At 70.9% G+C, this 18384-nt stretch carries 18 protein-coding genes; 4 read left to right on the top strand and 14 right to left on the bottom strand.

Annotation, left to right across the window (positions count from 1 at the left end; translation table 11 throughout):
• Positions 1-5: 5 nt before the first annotated feature.
• Both J2W21_RS05725 and J2W21_RS05720 read right to left on the bottom strand, forming a co-directional pair.
• On the bottom strand, positions 6-995 hold the full coding sequence (locus tag J2W21_RS05725; RefSeq protein ID WP_307113553.1) for a co-chaperone YbbN: 990 nt from the start codon (positions 993-995) through the stop codon (positions 6-8).
• A 94-nt stretch (positions 996-1089) separates the two neighbouring features.
• Positions 1090-2913 (bottom strand): hypothetical protein, encoded by a 1824-nt coding sequence (locus tag J2W21_RS05720; RefSeq protein ID WP_307113552.1) that lies wholly within the window; start codon positions 2911-2913, stop codon positions 1090-1092.
• Positions 2914-3095: 182 nt separating this feature from the next.
• On the opposite strand from J2W21_RS05720, the gene J2W21_RS05715 reads away from it, so the two are divergent.
• Positions 3096-4412: an AI-2E family transporter gene (locus J2W21_RS05715; RefSeq protein WP_373423075.1), complete on the top strand. Its 1317-nt coding sequence runs from the start codon at positions 3096-3098 to the stop codon at positions 4410-4412.
• A 41-nt stretch (positions 4413-4453) separates the two neighbouring features.
• Here the strand turns inward: J2W21_RS05715 and J2W21_RS05710 are convergent, their stop codons facing one another.
• Both J2W21_RS05710 and J2W21_RS05705 read right to left on the bottom strand, forming a co-directional pair.
• Positions 4454-5242, bottom strand: coding sequence for an alpha/beta hydrolase (locus tag J2W21_RS05710; protein ID WP_307113551.1), 789 nt, complete (start codon positions 5240-5242; stop codon positions 4454-4456).
• A 25-nt stretch (positions 5243-5267) separates the two neighbouring features.
• Positions 5268-5612, bottom strand: a complete 345-nt coding sequence (locus J2W21_RS05705) for an ATP/GTP-binding protein (RefSeq protein ID WP_307113550.1) — start codon at positions 5610-5612, stop codon at positions 5268-5270.
• 82 nt (positions 5613-5694) lie between these two features.
• Here J2W21_RS05705 and nucS point away from each other — a divergent pair, with 82 nt between their 5' ends.
• The 3 genes from nucS (at position 5695) to J2W21_RS05690 (ending at position 8193) form a co-directional block, all read left to right on the top strand.
• Positions 5695-6390 carry an endonuclease NucS gene (nucS, locus tag J2W21_RS05700; protein WP_307113549.1) on the top strand — a complete coding sequence of 232 codons (696 nt, stop codon included), beginning with the start codon at positions 5695-5697 and terminating at the stop codon, positions 6388-6390.
• Between the two features lie 29 nt (positions 6391-6419).
• A complete protein-coding gene (locus J2W21_RS05695) occupies positions 6420-7667 on the top strand; it encodes an N-acetylglucosamine-6-phosphate deacetylase (protein ID WP_307113548.1) in 1248 nt (415 codons plus the stop codon).
• 322 nt (positions 7668-7989) lie between these two features.
• Positions 7990-8193, top strand: a complete 204-nt coding sequence (locus tag J2W21_RS05690; protein ID WP_066498529.1) for a cold-shock protein — start codon at positions 7990-7992, stop codon at positions 8191-8193.
• 111 nt (positions 8194-8304) lie between these two features.
• On the opposite strand, the gene J2W21_RS05685 is transcribed toward J2W21_RS05690, so the two are convergent.
• From J2W21_RS05685 to atpB, 10 genes are all read right to left on the bottom strand, one after another.
• Positions 8305-10812, bottom strand: a complete 2508-nt coding sequence (locus J2W21_RS05685) for a bifunctional lysylphosphatidylglycerol flippase/synthetase MprF (RefSeq protein WP_307113547.1) — start codon at positions 10810-10812, stop codon at positions 8305-8307.
• A gap of 82 nt (positions 10813-10894) precedes the next feature.
• Positions 10895-11326, bottom strand: coding sequence for a DUF2550 domain-containing protein (locus tag J2W21_RS05680; protein ID WP_307113546.1), 432 nt, complete (start codon positions 11324-11326; stop codon positions 10895-10897).
• A 10-nt stretch (positions 11327-11336) separates the two neighbouring features.
• A complete protein-coding gene (locus tag J2W21_RS05675; protein ID WP_307113545.1) occupies positions 11337-11618 on the bottom strand; it encodes a F0F1 ATP synthase subunit epsilon in 282 nt (93 codons plus the stop codon).
• 1 nt (position 11619) lies between these two features.
• Positions 11620-13071, bottom strand: a complete 1452-nt coding sequence (atpD, locus tag J2W21_RS05670) for a F0F1 ATP synthase subunit beta (protein ID WP_066498546.1) — start codon at positions 13069-13071, stop codon at positions 11620-11622.
• Positions 13072-13138: 67 nt separating this feature from the next.
• Entirely contained in the window at positions 13139-14029 is an 891-nt protein-coding gene (locus tag J2W21_RS05665) for a F0F1 ATP synthase subunit gamma (protein ID WP_307113544.1), read from the bottom strand.
• 77 nt (positions 14030-14106) lie between these two features.
• Positions 14107-15744, bottom strand: a complete 1638-nt coding sequence (gene atpA / locus J2W21_RS05660) for a F0F1 ATP synthase subunit alpha (protein ID WP_307113543.1) — start codon at positions 15742-15744, stop codon at positions 14107-14109.
• 87 nt (positions 15745-15831) lie between these two features.
• Entirely contained in the window at positions 15832-16665 is an 834-nt protein-coding gene (locus J2W21_RS05655) for a F0F1 ATP synthase subunit delta (RefSeq protein WP_307113542.1), read from the bottom strand.
• On the bottom strand, positions 16665-17216 hold the full coding sequence (locus J2W21_RS05650; protein ID WP_066498562.1) for a F0F1 ATP synthase subunit B: 552 nt from the start codon (positions 17214-17216) through the stop codon (positions 16665-16667). The genes J2W21_RS05655 and J2W21_RS05650 overlap by 1 nt, the downstream gene beginning before the upstream one ends.
• 53 nt (positions 17217-17269) lie before the next feature.
• Positions 17270-17473 (bottom strand): ATP synthase F0 subunit C, encoded by a 204-nt coding sequence (gene atpE, locus J2W21_RS05645; RefSeq protein WP_066498570.1) that lies wholly within the window; start codon positions 17471-17473, stop codon positions 17270-17272.
• A 69-nt stretch (positions 17474-17542) separates the two neighbouring features.
• The gene (atpB, locus tag J2W21_RS05640; protein WP_307113541.1) at positions 17543-18343 is read right to left on the bottom strand and encodes a F0F1 ATP synthase subunit A; all 801 of its coding nucleotides are present in this window, start codon (positions 18341-18343) and stop codon (positions 17543-17545) included.
• Between the last annotated feature and the right edge of the window lie 41 nt (positions 18344-18384).

Genomic DNA, 18384 nt, shown 5'->3' with positions numbered 1-18384 from the left:
CGGGCTCAGAAGAGCGCGCGGGCGAGCTGCTGCCGGGCCGCGGCCACCCGCGGGTCGGCGGCGCCGATCACCTCGAAGAGCTCGAGCAGCCGCACGCGCGCGGCCTCCCGGTCCTCGCCCCCCGTCCGGGAGATGAGTCCCACGAGCCGGGAGAACGCATCCTCCACGTGCCCGCCGGCCACGTCGAGGTCGGCGACCAGGAGCTGGGCGGCGACGTCGTCGGGCGATGCCGCGGCGGCGGCCCGGGCGGCCTCGGCCGCCGGCTGGTCGACACCGGCCACCCGGGCCATGAGCTGGACCTGGGCGAGCCCGGCCTTGGCCTCGCGGTCCGCGGGCTGCTCGGCGAGCGCCTTGCGGTACGCGGCCTCGGCGGCGGCGAAGTCCCCCCGGTCGATCGCGTCGAAGGCCTCCTGGTGCAGCGGGGGCAGCTCCGGCTCGGCCTCGGCCACGGGGACGCCGTCGGCGGTGCCGGTGACGCCGTTGGCCGCGGCGACCCGCAGCAGCTCGTCGAGGAGCTGGCGCGTCTGCTGCTCGGCCGCCGCGCCCTGGAACAGCGGGATCGGCTGGCCCTTGAGGATCGCGACCGCGGTCGGAACAGCCTGGGCTTGGAAGGCCTGGGCGAGCTGGGGGAACGCCTCGACGTCCGCCGCGGTGTAGAGCAGGCGGCCGGCGTAGGAGGAGATGATCGTGCCGAGCTCGTCGCGCAGCCGCTGGGATTCGGGCGAGTAGGAGGCCCACAGGAGCACGACGACGGGCACCGTCGCCGAACGCTGGACGACCTCGCCGAAGGTCCGCTCGTCGAGGTCGATCCGCCCCGGGACGGGTGCGTCGGCCGCCGGCGGGGCCTGGCCCGCGGCCTGGGCTGCGGAGGCGGGCGCCGGGTGCGCGGCAGAGGCGGGCGGGGCCGCCGTCGCACGCGCCTTGAGGGCCGAGAGGTCGACGGCGCCGCGGAAGTTCAGCTGCGGCTGGGGCTGGCGGGAACCGGGAACGCTCATGGGTCCAGCTTAGCGAAGGGCCGGAACGGGCGAGGGCGGGGCCGCACCGCATCGGTGCAGCCCCGCCCCCGCCCGCTTCGCGCTGGCTCCGGCGTCAGCTCACGCTGGCCCCGGAGAGGTTCCGGGTCGCCCCGATGAGGGTGACCTGCTGCGGGCCGCCGTCCTTGGGGAGGTAGAGCATGACCGACTCGCGGAACGTGAGGGTCGCCTTCTTGGTGGCCTCCTTGCCGCCGGCGAGCGCCGCGGCGTCGTCCTGGAGGGTGACCTTGTCCCCCGAGGCCTTCGGCGTGCCCTCCACCGTGAAGTCCAGGGGCGCGATCACGATCGCGCCGCCGTCGGCCGCGCGGAAGGCGGTGGCCTCGTTGCCCACGGGGGTGTGCTTGAACGTGAACGTCGCGTCCGCGGCCTTGGCGATGTCGGACTGGTATCCGAACGTGTCCTTGATGTAGGCGTTGTCCGGGATCCTGCCCTTCCACGCACTGTTGGCGTTGGAGAGCCTGTCGGCCACGCCCGCGATCGCGTCCTTCGGGCTCACCGCGAGGCCGGCCTTGTCGTCCAGCGCGATCTGCTCTGCGCCGGACTTCGGCGTCCCCGGGAAGGTCGCCCCCGGAAGGAGCGGCGCGGCCTCGATGAGCTTGTAGTTCTCGCGGGCGGACGCCTGGCGCAGCGTCAGGAGCTGGGGGGTGGTGTTGCCCTGGCCCTGGGTGACGGCGACGATCGTGCGCGGCCAGGACCGCTGGGTCGTCACCACGGTGGTGAGCAGCTTGGACGAGCGCACGGGGGCGATCGCCGGGGCGCTCGAGACCGCCGCGCGCACCTTGTAGTTCTGCTGGCGCGCGAGCAGCGCCGAGCCGTCGACCCGGGCGCCGAGCTTGCCGGCGTCCTTCGCGTCGTCGCCGGCCTGGACGGCGTTGGCGGTCTGGTCGAGGATGCGGGTGAGCTGGTCCTCGACCACCACGCGGGTCCCCGACTCGGCGGGGCTCGGCGCGGGCGCGGTCGCGGCCTGCGCGGGCACTGCGGCGAGGCCACCCACGCCGAGCACGACGGCGAGCGCCGCCGAGGCGCGGGCCGCCGGCGCCCGCCGCGCACCGCGGGAGGCGGCGGACACGCCGCCACGGTCGGCGGCGCGCTCTGCCTTGCCGGGTGCGGTGCCGGGTGCCTGGCCGGGCACCGGGGGGATCGCCGTGGTCGCGGGCCCGGAGACGTCGCCGGCGGGCGCAGGACGCCGGTCGCGGCCCTCGGCGTCCGGCCCGCCCGCGTCGGGCTTGCCCGCGTCGGGGCCGCCGGCGCCGGGGCCCTTGCCGCCGGGACGGCTCGAGCCGCCCCGCAGGCGCCCCAGGAACACCAGGGCGGCGGCCGCGAGGATCAGGAGTGCGCCGATGACGATGAGCGGGACGGCCCAGGGCATGCTCGCGTGGCTCGGCCACGTGATGGTGACGTCCTGGGGCGCCGGAGCCTTCCCGTCGCTTGCGAGAAGGAGCTGCCAGTCGCCCGAGTCCGGGAGGTCCCAGTGGTACTCGAGGGTGCCGTTCGCGTTCTGGGCCGTGGCGAAGAGGTCGGCGCCGGCGGGGTTGGGCGAAGTGGCCTCGCCGTCCGTGTGGGTGGCCTTGAGGACCTTGCCGTCGTCGGAGGCGCCGTCGATCGTCGTGTGCGCGGCCTTGCCGACCCACGCGGCCATGTCGTCGGGCCGCGCGGCGGCGAGCACGTAGTTGCCGTTGCCGTGGACGGTCAGGGTCGCCTCTCCTCCGCGGAGGTCCTTGAGCTTCGCATCGATCACGGTCAGCGGGGAGGCCGGGGTGCCGGCCGGGACCGTGGCGGTCACCTGGTCGGCGGGCGCCCACCAGCTGAGCTGGCCGATGCCGGCCACGAGGGCTACAAGGCCGAGCAGCAGGAGCGCGGCTGCGGTCTTCAATCGCACAGGAATACCTCACGTCGGGGAAAGGGAACCTGTCCATGGTAACCAAATCGTGACCATCGGGTCAGATCGGGCCGGCTGGTAGGGTGTGCGCAGTGGGCCCGGGGGGCCCGCGGCCTACTGCAGCCGACCCCTCGGCGCCCGTCGTCCTCCGGCCCGTCCGGACCCTAGAAGAAGGCAGAGGCGTGGGAGAGAACCACCAGCCCGAACCAGTCGAGCCGGAGTCTCCCTCCGCCGCAGGGACGAACCCGCCGGTGAAGCATCCGGTGCTCGGCGGCGAGCACCCCGCCGAGCACCACGGCGGCAGGGACTTCATGCGCAGCGTCGCCCAGCGGCTGCGGACGCCGCTGCCGGGCGCCCAGCCGCGCGTGCGCTTCGAGATGCCGCCCCTGGCGGACGCGGAAGAGGGCAGCCCCCTCGCTCCCCTGTCGAAGGACAGGGGCCTCGGCGAGCCGGGGCCCAGGGTCTCGAACCGGAACCCCGTCTACGTGGGGTTCATGGGGACGGTCGGCGTGGGCATCGCCCTCGCGCTCTACTACATCGCCGCGCACACCACCCAGCTGCTGCTCTGGATCCTCGCGGCCCTGTTCATCTCCCTCGGGCTCGACCCCGTGGTGCGTTGGCTCGAGTCGCACCGCATCCCGCGCGCGCTCGGGATCGCCGCGACGATCCTCGCGCTCCTGGCCGTGCTGGGCGCCTTCTTCGGCACGCTCATCCCGACGATGGTCGACCAGATCACGCAGCTCGTCAACAACGTCCCGACGTGGATCAACGACTTCCTGGCCTCCGACTTCTACAAGAGCATCGACGAGCAGTTCGGCATCAAGACCCGGGTGACCGAGGAGCTGCAGAAGTTCGGCCAGGACTCCACCGCCGTCACGAACCTGTTCGGCGGGGTCCTCGGCTTCGGGACGACCGTGGCCAACTCCCTGTTCGGGGTACTCATCGTCGTCGTGCTCAGCCTGTACTTCCTCTCGGCCATGCCGGCCATGAAGCGCTGGGCCTACCGGCTCGCACCCCGCTCCCGCCGGGTACGGGTGCAGGCGCTCAGCGAGGAGATCACCCGGTCGGTGGGCAACTACGTCATCGGGCAGGTCTGCGTCGCGGCCCTCAACGCGGCCTTCGCCTTCATCGTCATGACGATCCTCAAGGTGCCCTTCGCCGCGCTCCTGGCGTTCATGGTCGGCTTCCTCGCGTTCATCCCGCTCGTGGGCGGCGTCGTGGCGGGCACCATCATCTCGCTCGTCGCGCTCACGGGCGGCTGGCAGACGGCGCTCGGGGTGGCGGCCCCCTACTTCGCCTACCTGCAGTTCGAGGCGTACTTCATCTCCCCACGCATCATGCAGCGCGCCGTGGCGGTACCCGGCCCCGTCGCGGTGATCTCGGTGATCGCCGGCGGAAGCCTCCTCGGCGTGCTCGGGGCGCTCATCGCGATCCCGACCGCCGCCTCGGTCATGCTGCTCATGCGGGAGGTCTTCATCATCAGGCAGGACCAGCACTAGCCCAAGGGACGGCGAGCCCCGCGGACGGCGGGCCGCCCCGGCTAGGACGCGGTCGCCGTCGGCCCCTCCCACAGCTCGGGGAGCTCCGCGGAGCCTCCGAGCACGTCGTCGAGGACCTCGCCGAGCACCCGCTGGACGAACTTCTCCCCCACCCAGAGGTGCTTCGCGCCGTCCACCCCGACCACGCGCGCCTGGGGCACGCGTGCGAACCGCTGGACCGCCTCGGCAGGGCGCAGGTAGTCGTCGAATTCCGGGACGAGCACCGTCAGCGGCTTGCCGCACGCGGCCCATGCGTCGAGGTCGGCGTCGCCCGCGCGGTGCAGCGGGGGCGAGAGCAGGACCGCGCCCTCGATCTGGTCCACGACCGGGGGTACGGCCCCGTACTTTAGCGCGAGCTCGGTGCCGAAGGACCACCCCACGAGCCACCGGCGCGGGAGCCCGCGCTCGGCGGCGAAGCGCACGGCGGCCTCGACGTCGGCCCTCTCGCCGACCCCCTCCTCGAAGCGGCCCTCGCTCGTCCCGCGCGGGCTCGAGGTTCCGCGGGTGTTGAACCGCAGGACGGCGATGCCGGCGAGCGCAGGGAGCCTGAACGAGGCCTTCCGGTACACGTGCGAATCCATGAAGCCGCCGTGGGTCGGCAGCGGGTGGAGCGTGATGAGCGTCGCCACCGGCTCCGTGTCCTGCGGCAGCGCGAGCTCCCCGACGAGCGTGAGCCCGTCCTCGGTGCGCAGTTCGATGTTCTCGCGCCGCGCGGGCAGGACGGTGTTGGCGCGGATCGCCGCGGGCCTGTCGGGCTCGGTGAACACGTAGGAGGAGGGGTCGAAGGTCATGGTCCCCACAGTAGCGAAAGGCGGACTACCGGTAGCGGTACGTCCGGGTGCGCCAGCAGTGGGTGTGCCAGTGCCGGCGCTCGGCGATGCCGGCCTCCTCGCCGAACAGGTGGTCGTCGGCCCAGACCACCAAGTGGGCCGTCCCCGGCGGGATGCTGCGCGAGCACCCCGGGCAGGTGTACACCTTCGCCGCGGTGCGCGTGGTGACCTGCCGGACGCGCCAGTCGCCGTCCGGCGCGGACTCGAGGCGGGCGAACCCGGCGAGCACGCGTTCGGGGTTGAAGTCGTCCCGGCCCTCGCGGGCATCCGCGGCGTCCCTGTCGCTGCGGGAGGCGGCAGGGCGGCGTCGGGGGCGGTTCGAACGCGGCATGGGTCCATTCTGCCGTGCCGGGCGCCCGCACCGGCCCTGCCGGGGCCCCGGCCGGACCCGGGCGCCACGGTAGAGTGCTCGGGTGCGACTCGTCATTGCCCGGTGCTCCGTCGACTACGTGGGCCGCCTGAAGGCCCATCTGCCCCTCGCGACCCGCCTGCTCGTCGTGAAGGCGGACGGCTCGGTGCTCGTCCACTCGGACGGCGGGTCGTACAAGCCGCTGAACTGGATGAGCCCGCCGGCCACGATGCGCGTCGCCTCCCCCGAGGAGTCCGAGCTTGAGGACGGCGTCCTCGAGCAGTGGACCGTGCAGTCGGCCAAGACGGACGACCGGCTGATCGTCAACGTCCACGAGGTGCTGCACGACTCCTCGCATGAGCTCGGCGTGGATCCCGGCCTTATCAAGGACGGCGTGGAATCCGATCTCCAGCGGCTCCTCGCGGAGCAGATCGAGACCCTCGGGCCCGGCTACAGCCTCATCCGGCGCGAGTACTTCACCGCGATCGGCCCGGTCGACATCCTTGCCCGGGACGCGACCGGCGCCACCGTCGCGGTCGAGCTCAAGCGCCGCGGCGACATCGACGGCGTCGAGCAGCTCACGCGCTACCTCGAGCTCCTCAACCGCGACCCGCTGCTCGCCCCCGTGCGCGGCATCTTCGCCGCGCAGCAGATCAAGCCGCAGGCGAGGGTCCTGGCAGCCGACCGCGGGATCGACTGCGTGACGCTGGACTACGACGCCATGCGCGGCGTGGACGACGTCGAGTCCCGCCTGTTCTGACCCCGCCGGGGCTCGCCTAAGGTAGTGGCATGACCACCGCCGCCTCTGCTGCCCCGGATCCCACCGCCCCGACCCGGCTCACCCTCCGGGGCCGGATCGTGAGCGACGGCACCGTCCAGGAAGACGGCCTCGTCGCCGTCGAGGACGACCGCATCGAGTACGCCGGGGCCGCCGCGGACTTCGACGCCGCGGCCTTCGGCGGCGAATCGGTGCCCGTCCCGGACGGCGCGCTGCTGCTCCCCGGGCTCGTGGACCTGCATTGCCACGGCGCCGACGGCGTGGACTTCCCCGGCGCGGATGAGGAGCAGGCTCGCCGGGCAGTGGCGTTCCTCCACGGGCGGGGCACGACCACGCTCCTCGCGAGCCTGGTCACCGCCTCGCGCGATGACCTGCTCCGCGGCGTCGGGCTCTTCTCGCAACTCGACGACGAGGGCCTCGTCGCGGGCGTCCACGCCGAGGGGCCGTTCCTCTCGCACGCACGCTGCGGCGCCCAGAACCCTGACTTCCTGCTCGAGCCGGACGTCGACTTCGCGATGGAGCTCATCGAGGCCTCCGAGGGCTCGCTCGCAACCATGACCTACGCGCCGGAGCTGCCGGGCGCGGCCGATCTCGTCGACCTCCTCACGGCGCACGGCGTCACGCCGTCGCTCGGGCACACCGCCTGTGACGACGCCACGGCGGAGGCGTCCCTCGAGCAGGCGCGGGACGGACTCACCGCCGCGGGCTTCGACGGCGCCGAGGGTGTGCCCACCGTCACGCACCTCTTCAACGGCATGCCGCCGCTCCACCACCGTTCCCCCGGCCCCGTCGCGGCCTGCCTGCGCGCCGCCGCAGCCGGCGCGGCGGTCGTCGAGCTCGTGGCCGACGGCGTGCACCTCGCCCCGGCGACCGTCCGCACCGTGTTCGAGCTCGTCGGCTCGGCCAACATCGCCCTCGTGACCGACTCCATGGCCGCGGCCGGGCTCAGCGACGGCCACTACATGCTCGGCCCCTCCCCCGTGACCGTGGCCGGCGGCGTGGCAACCCTCGATGCGAACGGATCGATCGCCGGGGGGACCGCCACCCTGCTCGAGGTCGTGGCGCGCACCGCCGCCGCCGGGGTGCCGCTCGCCGACGCCGTGCTCTCCGCCACGGCCGTGCCCGCGGCGGTCCTCGGCCGATCGGACGAATTCGGCAGCCTGCGCCGCGGACTGCGGGCGGACATCGTCGCCACGGACGCCGACCTCGGCCTGGCCGCCGTCGTCCGGGCGGGCGCGGTGCTCACCTCGGTGCGCTGAGGCCCACCGAGCCCCTGCCCCCTCTGAACGGACCAATTCGCCATTCAATGCCCGCCCTATGTCGGCCGCGGGACGTTTTCCGTCCGTTCTCCTGAATTTCTCCCCGCTGTCGCGCCCGAAACGGCCTATGCCGTTGACCGTGAATGCGCGGCATGATTGGCTAGAGCCAGTCTTGATGTAGGTAGCAGTGTTTTCCATGCAATGCAGGCTCGCAAGACCGTTGCGAGCGTGGAGTTCCGGCCAACACCGGCCTCCCCGCGGAGTAACCCGGCCGGCACACAAGTGCCGGCGTCTCGTTGCAATCCACAGGAGAACGCAGGACATGGCACAGGGGACCGTCAAGTGGTTCAACGCCGAGAAGGGGTTCGGCTTCATTACCCCGGATAACGCCGAATCGGACGTCTTCGTCCACTATTCGGAGATCAAGGCGAACGGCTTCCGCACGCTCGAGGAGAACCAGCGCGTGGAGTTCGAGATCGGCCAGGGCGCCAAGGGCCCTCAGGCCACCGGTGTCAGCGCCATCTGAGCAGCTGCACGCCGGCGCGTGAAGCGCGGGAGGGGTTCCGGAACTCGGGGCCCCTCCTTTTTCTTGACCGATTACTGACGGGCGCTGTAAATATTCATCGCGCGTGCCGAATTAGGCGACCATCTGCCGCAGGATGCGCATCCGGTGGCGCATCGTGAGCCCGGGGAGGTACGCCTGGGCGAGGGCCTGCCCGATGGCGGGAAGCTGCAGCGGGTCCTGGTAGTACATGTAGAGCGCGTGGTATTCGGGCTGGAACCTCGACTTGAACTTCGCGAGCGAGCGGAATCCGTAGACCGGCTCGAGGGCCTGGCCCACGGCGTTGAGCAGCCTCGAGAGCAGCTCGTCCCCAGCCTCCACCTCGGCCCGCTCGCCCGCGGGATCGGCAGCCAGCGGAGAGCCGGACAGCGAGATCCACTCGACGCTGCTCCTGAGCTCCGTCACGGCCGAGGCGATGAGGAACTCCATGACGCCGGGGAAGGCGCCGGGCCCGCGGCGCATGAAGTCGAGCGTCCATCCGACGATCCGCGATTCCTCGTACACGGGCAGCCAGCTCGTCACGCCGTGGATCCGGCCGTCCGCATCGACGGCGAGGCACACGAGCACCTCCGGGTCATCGAGCTCGTCGAGGCCCCCGAGGGTGAACCCCATGGCCGGGAGGGCCTTCTGCGCCGACCATTCCTCGGAGAGGGCGCTGAGCTGCTGGCGCTGCGACGGGCTGAGCAGGTGGTACCTCGTCCACACGGCGTTCACACCCAGCTTCGAGGCCCGGTTCACCGCCGTCCGGACGTTCTGCCACTCCTTGCCGACGAACTCCAGCTCCCGGACCTTCAGGCGGGTCTCCTGGGCGACCTCGACGCGGTGGAAGCCGCGGGCCCGGAGCACGGGCCACAGGTCGTCGGACAGCGAGTAGAAGCACGGCACGAGCGCGGTGCGGGCGCAGTGGGCGATGAACTCCGTCACGGCCGCCGCGCCGCGCCCCGGCACCCCGATCGGCCCGGCCACCGAGAGCGCGACCCTCCCGTGGAGCTGGAAGGCGAGCCCCGCGGTCTCGTGCTCGTCGAACCAGAAGCGGTTCGGCGGCCACAGCGTCATCCAGGACAGAGACCCGCCGCCCCGCCGCACGAGCCTGCGGGCCAGCTGGAGGCTGCCGTCCCCGGCCCCCACCGACTGCCGCCCGCGGAGCACGACGACGGCGGCGAGGACGAGGGCGACGAGCCACAGGATCAGCCCGCTGTGGGTGAAGAGCCAGAGTTCAGCACCGCTCCGGTTCCGGAAGAGGGTGCCGTAGCTGCTGGGAATGGGCGAGGGCAGGTACTGGCGGACGAGCTCGGCGAGCAGCCCCCAGGCCGACTCCCGCCGGCCGAGTCCCCCGCCCTGCCACCACAGGAGGGTGTAGGCGACGAGGAGGCCGCCGGCGACGGCGCCGCCGACGGCCCCGAGGCGCCTGCGCATGCCGCGCTCCGTCTCCACCGGGAAGAGGCCGCGGTTCACCCACAGGATCGCCACGAGGGCCACCGCTGTCAGGGCGATGGGGAGAAGGTGGACGAACCCGGAGGCCAGCACGGTGAACCGCGGCCCGCGGGGCGCGGGCGGCATCCTGAGGAACAGCGCAAGGTAGCCGACCGCGAGCGTACCGACGGCCAGCTGCACGGCGATCGCGAGGCGCAGGGCGACCTTCCGGCCCCGCCGCAGGCCCTCGGCACAGATCAGCAGGATGGCCATCGGCACGAGGGAGGTCACGTAGCCCTCGGGCGAGAGGAAGGCCGGCTGCGCGGCCTGCAGGCAGGCGGTGTCGACCATCCCGCCGCAGTCCTGCTCGAGCTGGGCGAACACGGGCATCGGGTTGAGGACCATGTCCCGGACGAGGGCGAGCGGTCCGGACGGGCTGCGGGTCAGCGCCGTGAGGACCGGCCCCACCGCGGCGAGGGTGACGACGACGACGACGATGTTGCGCCGCTCGCGCATCGACGGCAGCGCCAGGTGCGAGTCGTGCCGCCAGCCCGCGGACCACCACGAGGCGGCGATGCCGAGCAGGGCACCGATGAGGCCCAGCACGGTCTCGGAGTGGCCCACGTAGAGCGTGAGCATGGCGGCGATGCCGACCACGGCGATGCGCAGGCGGCGCCGCCAGAGCACGCCGAGCGCGGGAGCGGCCGCCATGGCAGCGAACAGGGCCGCGGGGTAGGGCCCGAGCACCGGGTCGCCGACCATCGAGCCGAGCCACCCGTCGCCCCCGATCCGGGCCAACTGGGTGACCGCGAAGAACACGGTGACGGCGGCGAAGTCGCCGAGGAAGAACAGGGCGGCCGCCCTGAGGGAGCCGTAGGCCGTCTCGGCCACGGCGACCAGCACCCCCACCACCACGGTCGCCGCAAGGTAGGCGACGGGGTTCGTGACGAAGAAGATCGAGGTCACGGCGCCCCACCACTGGCCGGAGCGCAGCGACCCGAGGTCGCCGCCCACCACGTCCAGCACCGCGGGCGGGGGGCCGGACAGGATGCTTCCGGTGGCGATTCCGGCGATCCACAGCACGGCGATGACCGCGAGCGTGAAGGGGATGCGGCGGGCGCCGCGGACGGCGGCGCGCGCGGCCCGGACCGCCCTGCCGGTCCCGCTCACGGCTGCCTCCGCCGCGACGCGGGCACTTCGGGCCGGACGGGCCTCGGCACGGCGGCCATGTGGCGGGAACAGGCCCCGGAGCTCAGCGCCACGTCCCGATGCCGATGACGGGTCCGGCCTCGAGCCACGAGGCGAGGCCGGCATAGGCGTTGAAGTCCATCGCGAAGCGCACGCTCGCGCCCTGGTACTGCAGCTCGACGATCACGACGTCGGCCTGCACCCTCGTGCGCTCGGCCTCGGTGGGCGATCGCCGCCCGAGGAGCTCGAGCGAGCTGCGCGTGAAGCGGTGCCGCGCGCGCGGACTGAGGGAGAGGAGATTGAACCATTCGAGCTCGGTGTCCTGATAACGGCATACCCCCATCCGCCAAGGCCCGGTGGCCATGGAGATGGAGGCATCAACCGTGCCCAGGGTGCGCCGCAGGACGACGCGGCGCACCCCGAGGGCACAGAGCAGGGCTGCGAGGAGAACGAAGACCACTGCCAGGACGATGAACGGAATGGCGGAGTCGTCCATCGAGGTCTGGCTAACGAGTCCCCGCGGCCGATTCGCCGATCTGGGCGTTGTCGGCGACGATCACGACCCGGTCGGAATCGACGGAGAAGAATCCGCCGTCCACCGCCGCCGTGATCCGCGAGCCGGAGACCGGCTCGATCACAATGTCACCCGCGTGCATGATCGCCAGGACGGGCGTGTGGCCGGGGAGGATCCCGATCTCGCCGTCCGCCGTGCGGGCCTTGACCATCTTCGCCGGGCCGGACCACACGAAGTGGTCCGCCGCGACGATCTCGACCTCGAGCTCAGCCATGCTACTTGGTCTGGTCCTGGATCTTCGCCCAGTTGCGCTCGACGTCGTCGAGGCCGCCGACGTTGAAGAACGCCTGCTCGGCGATGTGGTCCAGCTCGCCGTCGCAGATGGCCTTGAAGCCCTCGATCGTGTCCTTGATCGACACGGTCGAGCCCTCGACACCCGTGAACTGCTTCGCGGTGTAGGTGTTCTGCGAGAGGAACTGCTGGATGCGGCGCGCACGGGCCACGACGATCTTGTCCTCTTCGGACAGCTCGTCGACACCGAGGATCGCGATGATGTCCTGCAGCTCCTTGTTCTTCTGGAGGATCTGCTTGACCCGCACCGCGGTGTCGTAGTGGTCCTGCCCGATGTACTGCGGGTCGAGGATGCGCGAGGTCGACGTGAGCGGATCGACGGCCGGGTAGAGGCCGCGGGACGCGATCTCGCGCGAGAGCTCGGTCGTGGCGTCGAGGTGCGCGAACGTCGTCGCCGGGGCCGGGTCGGTGTAGTCGTCGGCCGGGACGTAGATGGCCTGCATCGACGTGATCGAGTGGCCGCGCGTCGAGGTGATGCGCTCCTGGAGGAGGCCCATCTCGTCGGCGAGGTTCGGCTGGTAGCCCACGGCGGAGGGCATGCGGCCCAGCAGCGTCGACACCTCGGAGCCCGCCTGGGTGAAGCGGAAGATGTTGTCGATGAAGAGCAGCACGTCCTGGTTCTGGACATCGCGGAAGTACTCGGCCATGGTCAGGGCCGAGAGCGCGACGCGAAGGCGCGTGCCCGGCGGCTCGTCCATCTGGCCGAACACGAGGGCGGTGTCCTTCAGGACCCCTGCCTCGTCCATCTCGACCCAGAGGTCGTTGCCCTCGCGGGTGCGCTCGCCCACACCGGCGAACACGGAGGTACCGCCGAAGTTGCGCGCAACACGGGTGATCATCTCCTGGATGAGCACGGTCTTGCCGACGCCGGCCCCGCCGAACAGGCCGATCTTGCCGCCCTTGATGTACGGGGTGAGCAGGTCGATGACCTTGATGCCGGTCTCGAGCATCTCGGTCGAGCCCTCGAGCTGGGCGAAGGAAGGCGCCTTGCGGTGGATCGGCCAGTGGTCGGCCGCCTGGATCTCCGACTCGGCGACGTCGAGCGGCTTGCCGAGGACGTTGAAGATGTGGCCCTTGACGCCGTCGCCGACGGGGACCGAGATCGGAGCGCCGGTGTCGACGACCTTGGTGCCGCGCACGAGGCCGTCGGTGGCCTGCAGGGAGATCGCGCGGACGAGGTTGTCGCCGAGGTGCTGGGCGGTCTCGAACGTGATCTCGCGGGTGTGGTCGCCGAGGGTGATCGTGGTCGTCAGCGCGTTGTAGATCTCCGGGATCGCGTCGGCCGGGAACTCGACGTCGACAACCGGCCCGATCACGCGGGCAATGCGGCCCGTCGCGCCAGCGGTCGCAACCGCTTCAGAGGCAGTGGCAGTCATCTCTCTCACTTCTTCAGTAGATGGCGTGGATTCAGTCTAGGTGGTGTGTACGAGTGCGCCCGGGGGCTCACGCGTTGAGTGCGTCGGCGCCGGCGATGATCTCCGTCAGCTCCTGCGTGATCTCCGCCTGGCGGGCGGTGTTGCGCAGGCGCGTGTACTTCTTGATGAGCTCGGTCGCGTTGTCCCCGGCGTTCTTCATGGCCCGCTGGCGCGACGCGAGCTCGCTCGCCGCGGCCTGGAGCATCGCCGCGAAGATCCGCGACTCGATGTACCGCGGCAGCAGCGCGTCGAGCACCTGCTCGGGCTCGGGCTCGTACTCGTAGAGGGGCAGGATCTCCTTGGCGTCCTTCGCCTCCTCCTCGACGACCTCGAGGGGAAGCAGCCGGATCACCGTGGGCACCTGCACCACCATCGACTTGAACTGGGTGTAGACGACGTGGATCTCGTCGACCCCGCCGTCCTCGTAGGGAGTCGCGAAGGCGTCGAGCAGCACGCGGCTGATCTCCTTGGCGGTCGCGAACTCGGGGTTGTCCGTGTTGCCGGTCCACACCCGCTCATAGGGGCGGTTGCGGAAGTCGAAGTAGGCCTGGCCCTTGCGGCCCACCAGGAACGCGGCGACCTCCTTGCCCTCGGAGCGGAGGAGCTCGGCGAGGGACTCGGCCTGCTTCATGATGCTGGCCGAGTAGGCGCCGGCCTGGCCTCGGTCTGCCGTGAGGACCAGCACTGCCGCGCGCCGCACCTGGGTGGGCTCGGTGGTCAGCGGGTGGTCGATCTCGGACGAAGAGGAGACAGCAGAAACGGCGCGGGTAATGGCATTCGCGTACGGCAGGGAGGCGGCCACACGGGCGCGCGCCTTGCCGATGCGGGAGGTAGCAATCAGCTCCATCGCCTTGAACATCTTGCGCATCGACGACGTCGAGGCAATCTTCTGGCGGTAGACCCGGATCTGGGCTCCCATTCTTGTCCTTTCCTCACCCTCGCCGACCGGCCGGGCCCGAGCCGTGGGCTCCGGCCCGGCCGATCAGCTGCAGGGAATCAGCGCTTCTGCTTGACGATCTTTTCCTGGTTGACGTCGCCCTCGGCAAGAGCATCGTGCTCCTCGTGCCCGGCGCCGACCAGCAGGCTGTCGCCCTCGCCGAAGAAGCCCTTCTTGAACTCCGTGACGGCGGTCTTGAGAGCCTCGACGGTGTCGTCCTCGAGCTTGCCCGTCTGGGCCAGCGTCGTCAGGATCGACGTCTTGCGCTTGAGGTAGTCGAGGAAGTCCGCCTCGAAGCGGCGCACGTCCTCGACGGGGACGTCGTCCAGGTAGCCGCGCGTGCCGGCCCAGATGGACACAACCTGCTCCTCGACCGGGTACGGCGAGTACTGGCCCTGCTTGAGCAGCTCCATGAGGCGCGCCCCACGGGTGAGCTGCTGGCGGGACGCCGCGTCGAGGTCGGACGCGAACATCGCGAACGCCTGCATGTCGCGGTACTGCGCGAGGTCCAGCTTGAGCGTGCCGGAAACCGACTTCATCGACTTCACCTGCGCGGCGCCGCCGACGCGGGAGACCGAGATGCCGACGTCGACCGCGGGGCGCTGGTTGGCGTTGAACAGGTCGGACTGCAGGAAGATCTGCCCGTCGGTGATGGAGATGACGTTGGTCGGGATGTACGCCGAGACGTCGTTCGCCTTCGTCTCGATGATCGGCAGGCCGGTCATCGAGCCCGCGCCGAGGTCGTCCGAGAGCTTCGCGCAGCGCTCGAGCAGGCGGGAGTGCAGGTAGAACACGTCGCCCGGGTACGCCTCGCGGCCCGGCGGGCGGCGCAGGAGGAGGGACACGGCGCGGTACGCCTCGGCCTGCTTCGAGAGGTCATCGAAGATGATGAGGACGTGCTTGCCGCCGTACATCCAGTGCTGGCCGATGGCCGAGCCGGCGTACGGGGCGAGGTACTTGAAGCCCGCGGGATCGGACGCCGGAGACGCGACGATCGTCGTGTACTCGAGGGCACCGTGGTCCTCGAGGGTCTGGCGCACGGCCGCGATCGTCGAGGCCTTCTGGCCGATCGCGACGTAGATGCAGCGGACCTGCTTGGTCGCATCGCCCGAGGCCCAGTTGGCCTTCTGGTTGATGATGGTGTCGACAGCGATGGCGGTCTTGCCCGTCTGGCGGTCGCCGATGATGAGCTGGCGCTGGCCGCGCCCGATCGGGATCATCGCGTCGATGGCCTTGAGGCCGGTCTGCATCGGCTCGTGGACCGACTTGCGCTGCGTCACGCCGGGAGCCTGGAGCTCGAGCGCGCGGGTTCCCTCGGCCGCAATCGGGCCAAGGTCGTCGATGGGCGCGCCGAGCGGGTCCACCACGCGGCCGAGGAAGGCATCGCCGACCGGCACGGAGAGGATCTGGCCGGTGCGGTGCACCTCCTGGCCCTCCTCGATGCCGCCGAAGTCGCCGAGGACGATGACGCCGATCTCGCGGACGTCGAGGTTCTGGGCGAGGCCAAGGGTGCCGTCCTCGAAGCGGAGGAGCTCGTTCGCCATGACCGAGGGGAGGCCCTCGACACGGGCGATGCCGTCGCCGGCGGCCGTGACACGGCCGACCTCGACGCGCTCAGCCGTGCCGGGCTGGTAGGAAGCCGCGAAGTCGTTCAGCGCGCTGCGGACGTCGTCGGCATTGATGGTCAATTCGGCCATCTTCAGTCCTGCTCTCTTGATCTCGTGGTCATCGAAAGCGGTACTGCTGCGATGACCGGATTGTCTTGTACGGAGTGTGCTGATGCCTCAGCGTGCCTGGGCGGCCAGCTGACGTCGCAGCTCGCCGAGCCGCGTCACGGTCGAGGCATCGAGCACCTCGTCGCCGACCGTCACGCGGAGGCCGCCGACGAGCGACGGTTCCACGGTCGTGTTGATCTTCAGCTCGCGCCCGTAGAGGGTATTGAGCCCGTCCTGGAGCCGCGTCAGCTGCGCCTGGCTGAGGGGACGCGCGACGGCAACGTCGGCGATCCAGCGCTTCTGGCGAGCAGCCGCGAGGGACGCGAACTTCTCCACGAGCGCCGTCGGCTTGGCACCGCGCGGGGAGGACACCGCCTGGCCGATGAGCAGCCGGGCCTCCTCGGACGCCCCCGGGACAAGCCGGAGGGCGAGGGTGCGCCGGGCCTCCGGGGAGGCCTGCTGGTCGGTCAGTGCAGCCTGGAGCTCGTGGCTGCCCTCGACGGTGTTGTTGAACGCGAACAGGTCGTTCTGGAGCTTCTCCAGCCCGCTGAGCCCGCTCGCGGTCCCCGCGCCCTGCTCGGCCACGGCGCTCGCCACGGTCGAGGCGATGGTCTCGAGCGCATCGCTGATGTCGCGCGCGTCGGCCCACCGCGAGGCGGCGAGCTTGGCCGTGATCTCGACGGCGTCGCCCGAGGCCTTGCCGTCCAGCAGGCTGTGCACGAGGGCCGACTTCTCCGCGCCCTCACGGGACGGGTCGGTCAGCGCGCGGCGAAGCCCGGCGGAGCCGTCAAGGACGGCGAGGATGCCGAAGAGCTCCCGCGCCAGCGACAGCGAGGCCGTGGGCAGCGTGGTCTCCAGGTCCGCCAGCGCGGCGGACAGCGATTCGCTCGATGCTCCTGCCATTACTTCGCCGCACCTGCGTTCTGGGACTCCAGCTCGTCGAGGAAGCGGTCCACCACACGGGCGGCGCGCGCATCGTCGTCGAGGGACTCGCCGACGATCCGGCCGGCCAGGGTCGTGGCCAGGGTGCCCACCTCGGAGCGGAGCGACGCAACAGCCTGCTGGCGCTCGGCCTCGATCTGGACGTGCGCCTGCTCAGTGATGCGGGCGGCCTCGGCGGCAGCCTTCTCCTTGAGCTCGGCGAGGATCTGGGCGCCCTCGGCCCGGGCCTCCTCGCGGATGCGGTTGGCCTCGGTGCGGGCGTCGGTGAGCTGCTGCTTGTACTCCTCGAGGGCTGCGGACGCCTCCGCCTGGGCCTTCTCTGCCTTGGCGATGCCCCCCTCGATGGCCTCGGCCCGCTCCGCGAACGTCTTCTCGAACGCCGGAACGACGAACTTGACCACGATGAAGAGCAGGACGGCGAAGCCGACGGCAACGACCAGGATCTCCCACCAGCTCGGCATGAGCGGGCTCTGGGCGCCCTCGGTGGCGGCGCTAACAATGAACTGATGCATGTGTTGCACCCCTCCTATCTACTCGGTTCTGGCTGTGTATGCCGTGCTCTGGGTCAGAGAACGAAGGCGAACACGAGGCCGAGGATCGCGAGCGCCTCGGTGAGCGCAAGGCCGAGGAAGGCGATCGGCTGGAGCACGCGCTGCGCCTCCGGCTGGCGGGCCACGCCGTTGATGTAGGCCGCGAAGACGAGACCCACGCCGATGGCACCGCCGATGGCGGAGAGACCGTAGCCGACGAGGTTGAGGTTGCCGGTCATTGTGTTCCTTTCAGGCTGCCCTGGAGGGCGGATTGAGTGATCGGTTCATCCCCCATGGAGGGGGAAGTCTCAGTGGGCGTCCGCGTGGAGCGCGCCCTGGATGTAGATGGCAGTAAGAAGCGTGAAGACGTACGCCTGCAGCACCATGATCAGCGCCTCGAGCATGTACATCGCGGTGGCACCGACGAGGACGAGCAGCGAGGTGCCCTTGAGGACCACGCTCTCCTGGGCGATGAGGAACGCGATGCCGGACCCGGCGAGCGCGACCACGAGGTGGCCGGCGAGCATGGTCGCGAAGAGACGGAGGCTGTGCGTCATCGGGCGGACGATGAAGTTCGAGATGATCTCGATCGGGACGACGATCGGGAGGATGTACCACGGCACGCCGGCCGGGACCACGGTGAGCTTGATGAAGCGCGGGCCGAACTTCTTCAGGCCGACGCCGATCCAGGTCACGTAGACGAGCGCCGCGAGGAAGTACGCGCCGCCGACGTGGGACATCGTGGGCAGCTGGAAGAACGGGATCGCGCCGTAGATGTTGTTCACCAGGATGAAGAAGAACAGCGCGAAGAGCAGGGGCACGAACTTCATGAAGTCCTTGCCGCCGATGATGTCCTTGCCGATCGAGTTGCGCACGAACCCGTACAGGTACTCACCGGCGAACTGGAGCTTGCCCGGGACCAGCTGGCCCTTGCGGGAGGCCGCGATGAAGAACCAGGCGATGAAGACGACGGAGAGCAGGACCATGAGCATCTGCTTCGAGAAGCCCTCGTGCGCGCCCCAGGGGAAGATGGCCGGGAGGTGCATGTCCTCGAGGGTGGGCGGGGTGAAGGCGCCGGAGTCTTCGGCCGGAAGCGTGAGCGGGGTCAACGCGATTCCTCTCTGCAGTGTCCATCGTCGGGCAGATGCTG

It is taken from the genome of Sinomonas atrocyanea, assembly GCF_030811715.1.
GTDB classification, from domain to species: domain Bacteria; phylum Actinomycetota; class Actinomycetes; order Actinomycetales; family Micrococcaceae; genus Sinomonas; species Sinomonas atrocyanea_A.
The sequence above is the reverse complement of the archived record's forward strand: the minus strand, read 5'-3'. Positions and strand labels throughout refer to the sequence as shown.

Excerpts from the sequence above, each read along its gene's own strand:
- J2W21_RS05705 (WP_307113550.1), bottom strand. The coding sequence starts at position 5,612 with ATGCCGCGTTCGAACCGCCCCCGACGCCGCCCTGCCGCCTCCCGCAGC.
- atpE (WP_066498570.1), bottom strand. The coding sequence starts at position 17,473 with ATGACCGGCAACCTCAACCTCGTCGGCTACGGTCTCTCCGCCATCGGC.
- J2W21_RS05650 (WP_066498562.1), bottom strand. The coding sequence starts at position 17,216 with ATGCATCAGTTCATTGTTAGCGCCGCCACCGAGGGCGCCCAGAGCCCG.
- atpA (WP_307113543.1), bottom strand. The coding sequence starts at position 15,744 with ATGGCCGAATTGACCATCAATGCCGACGACGTCCGCAGCGCGCTGAAC.
- J2W21_RS05695 (WP_307113548.1), top strand. The coding sequence starts at position 6,420 with ATGACCACCGCCGCCTCTGCTGCCCCGGATCCCACCGCCCCGACCCGG.
- J2W21_RS05725 (WP_307113553.1), bottom strand. The coding sequence starts at position 995 with ATGAGCGTTCCCGGTTCCCGCCAGCCCCAGCCGCAGCTGAACTTCCGC.
- J2W21_RS05710 (WP_307113551.1), bottom strand. The coding sequence starts at position 5,242 with ATGACCTTCGACCCCTCCTCCTACGTGTTCACCGAGCCCGACAGGCCC.
- J2W21_RS05675 (WP_307113545.1), bottom strand. The coding sequence starts at position 11,618 with ATGGCTGAGCTCGAGGTCGAGATCGTCGCGGCGGACCACTTCGTGTGG.
- J2W21_RS05655 (WP_307113542.1), bottom strand. The coding sequence starts at position 16,665 with ATGGCAGGAGCATCGAGCGAATCGCTGTCCGCCGCGCTGGCGGACCTG.
- atpD (WP_066498546.1), bottom strand. The coding sequence starts at position 13,071 with ATGACTGCCACTGCCTCTGAAGCGGTTGCGACCGCTGGCGCGACGGGC.
- J2W21_RS05665 (WP_307113544.1), bottom strand. The coding sequence starts at position 14,029 with ATGGGAGCCCAGATCCGGGTCTACCGCCAGAAGATTGCCTCGACGTCG.
- J2W21_RS05680 (WP_307113546.1), bottom strand. The coding sequence starts at position 11,326 with ATGGACGACTCCGCCATTCCGTTCATCGTCCTGGCAGTGGTCTTCGTT.
- J2W21_RS05690 (WP_066498529.1), top strand. The coding sequence starts at position 7,990 with ATGGCACAGGGGACCGTCAAGTGGTTCAACGCCGAGAAGGGGTTCGGC.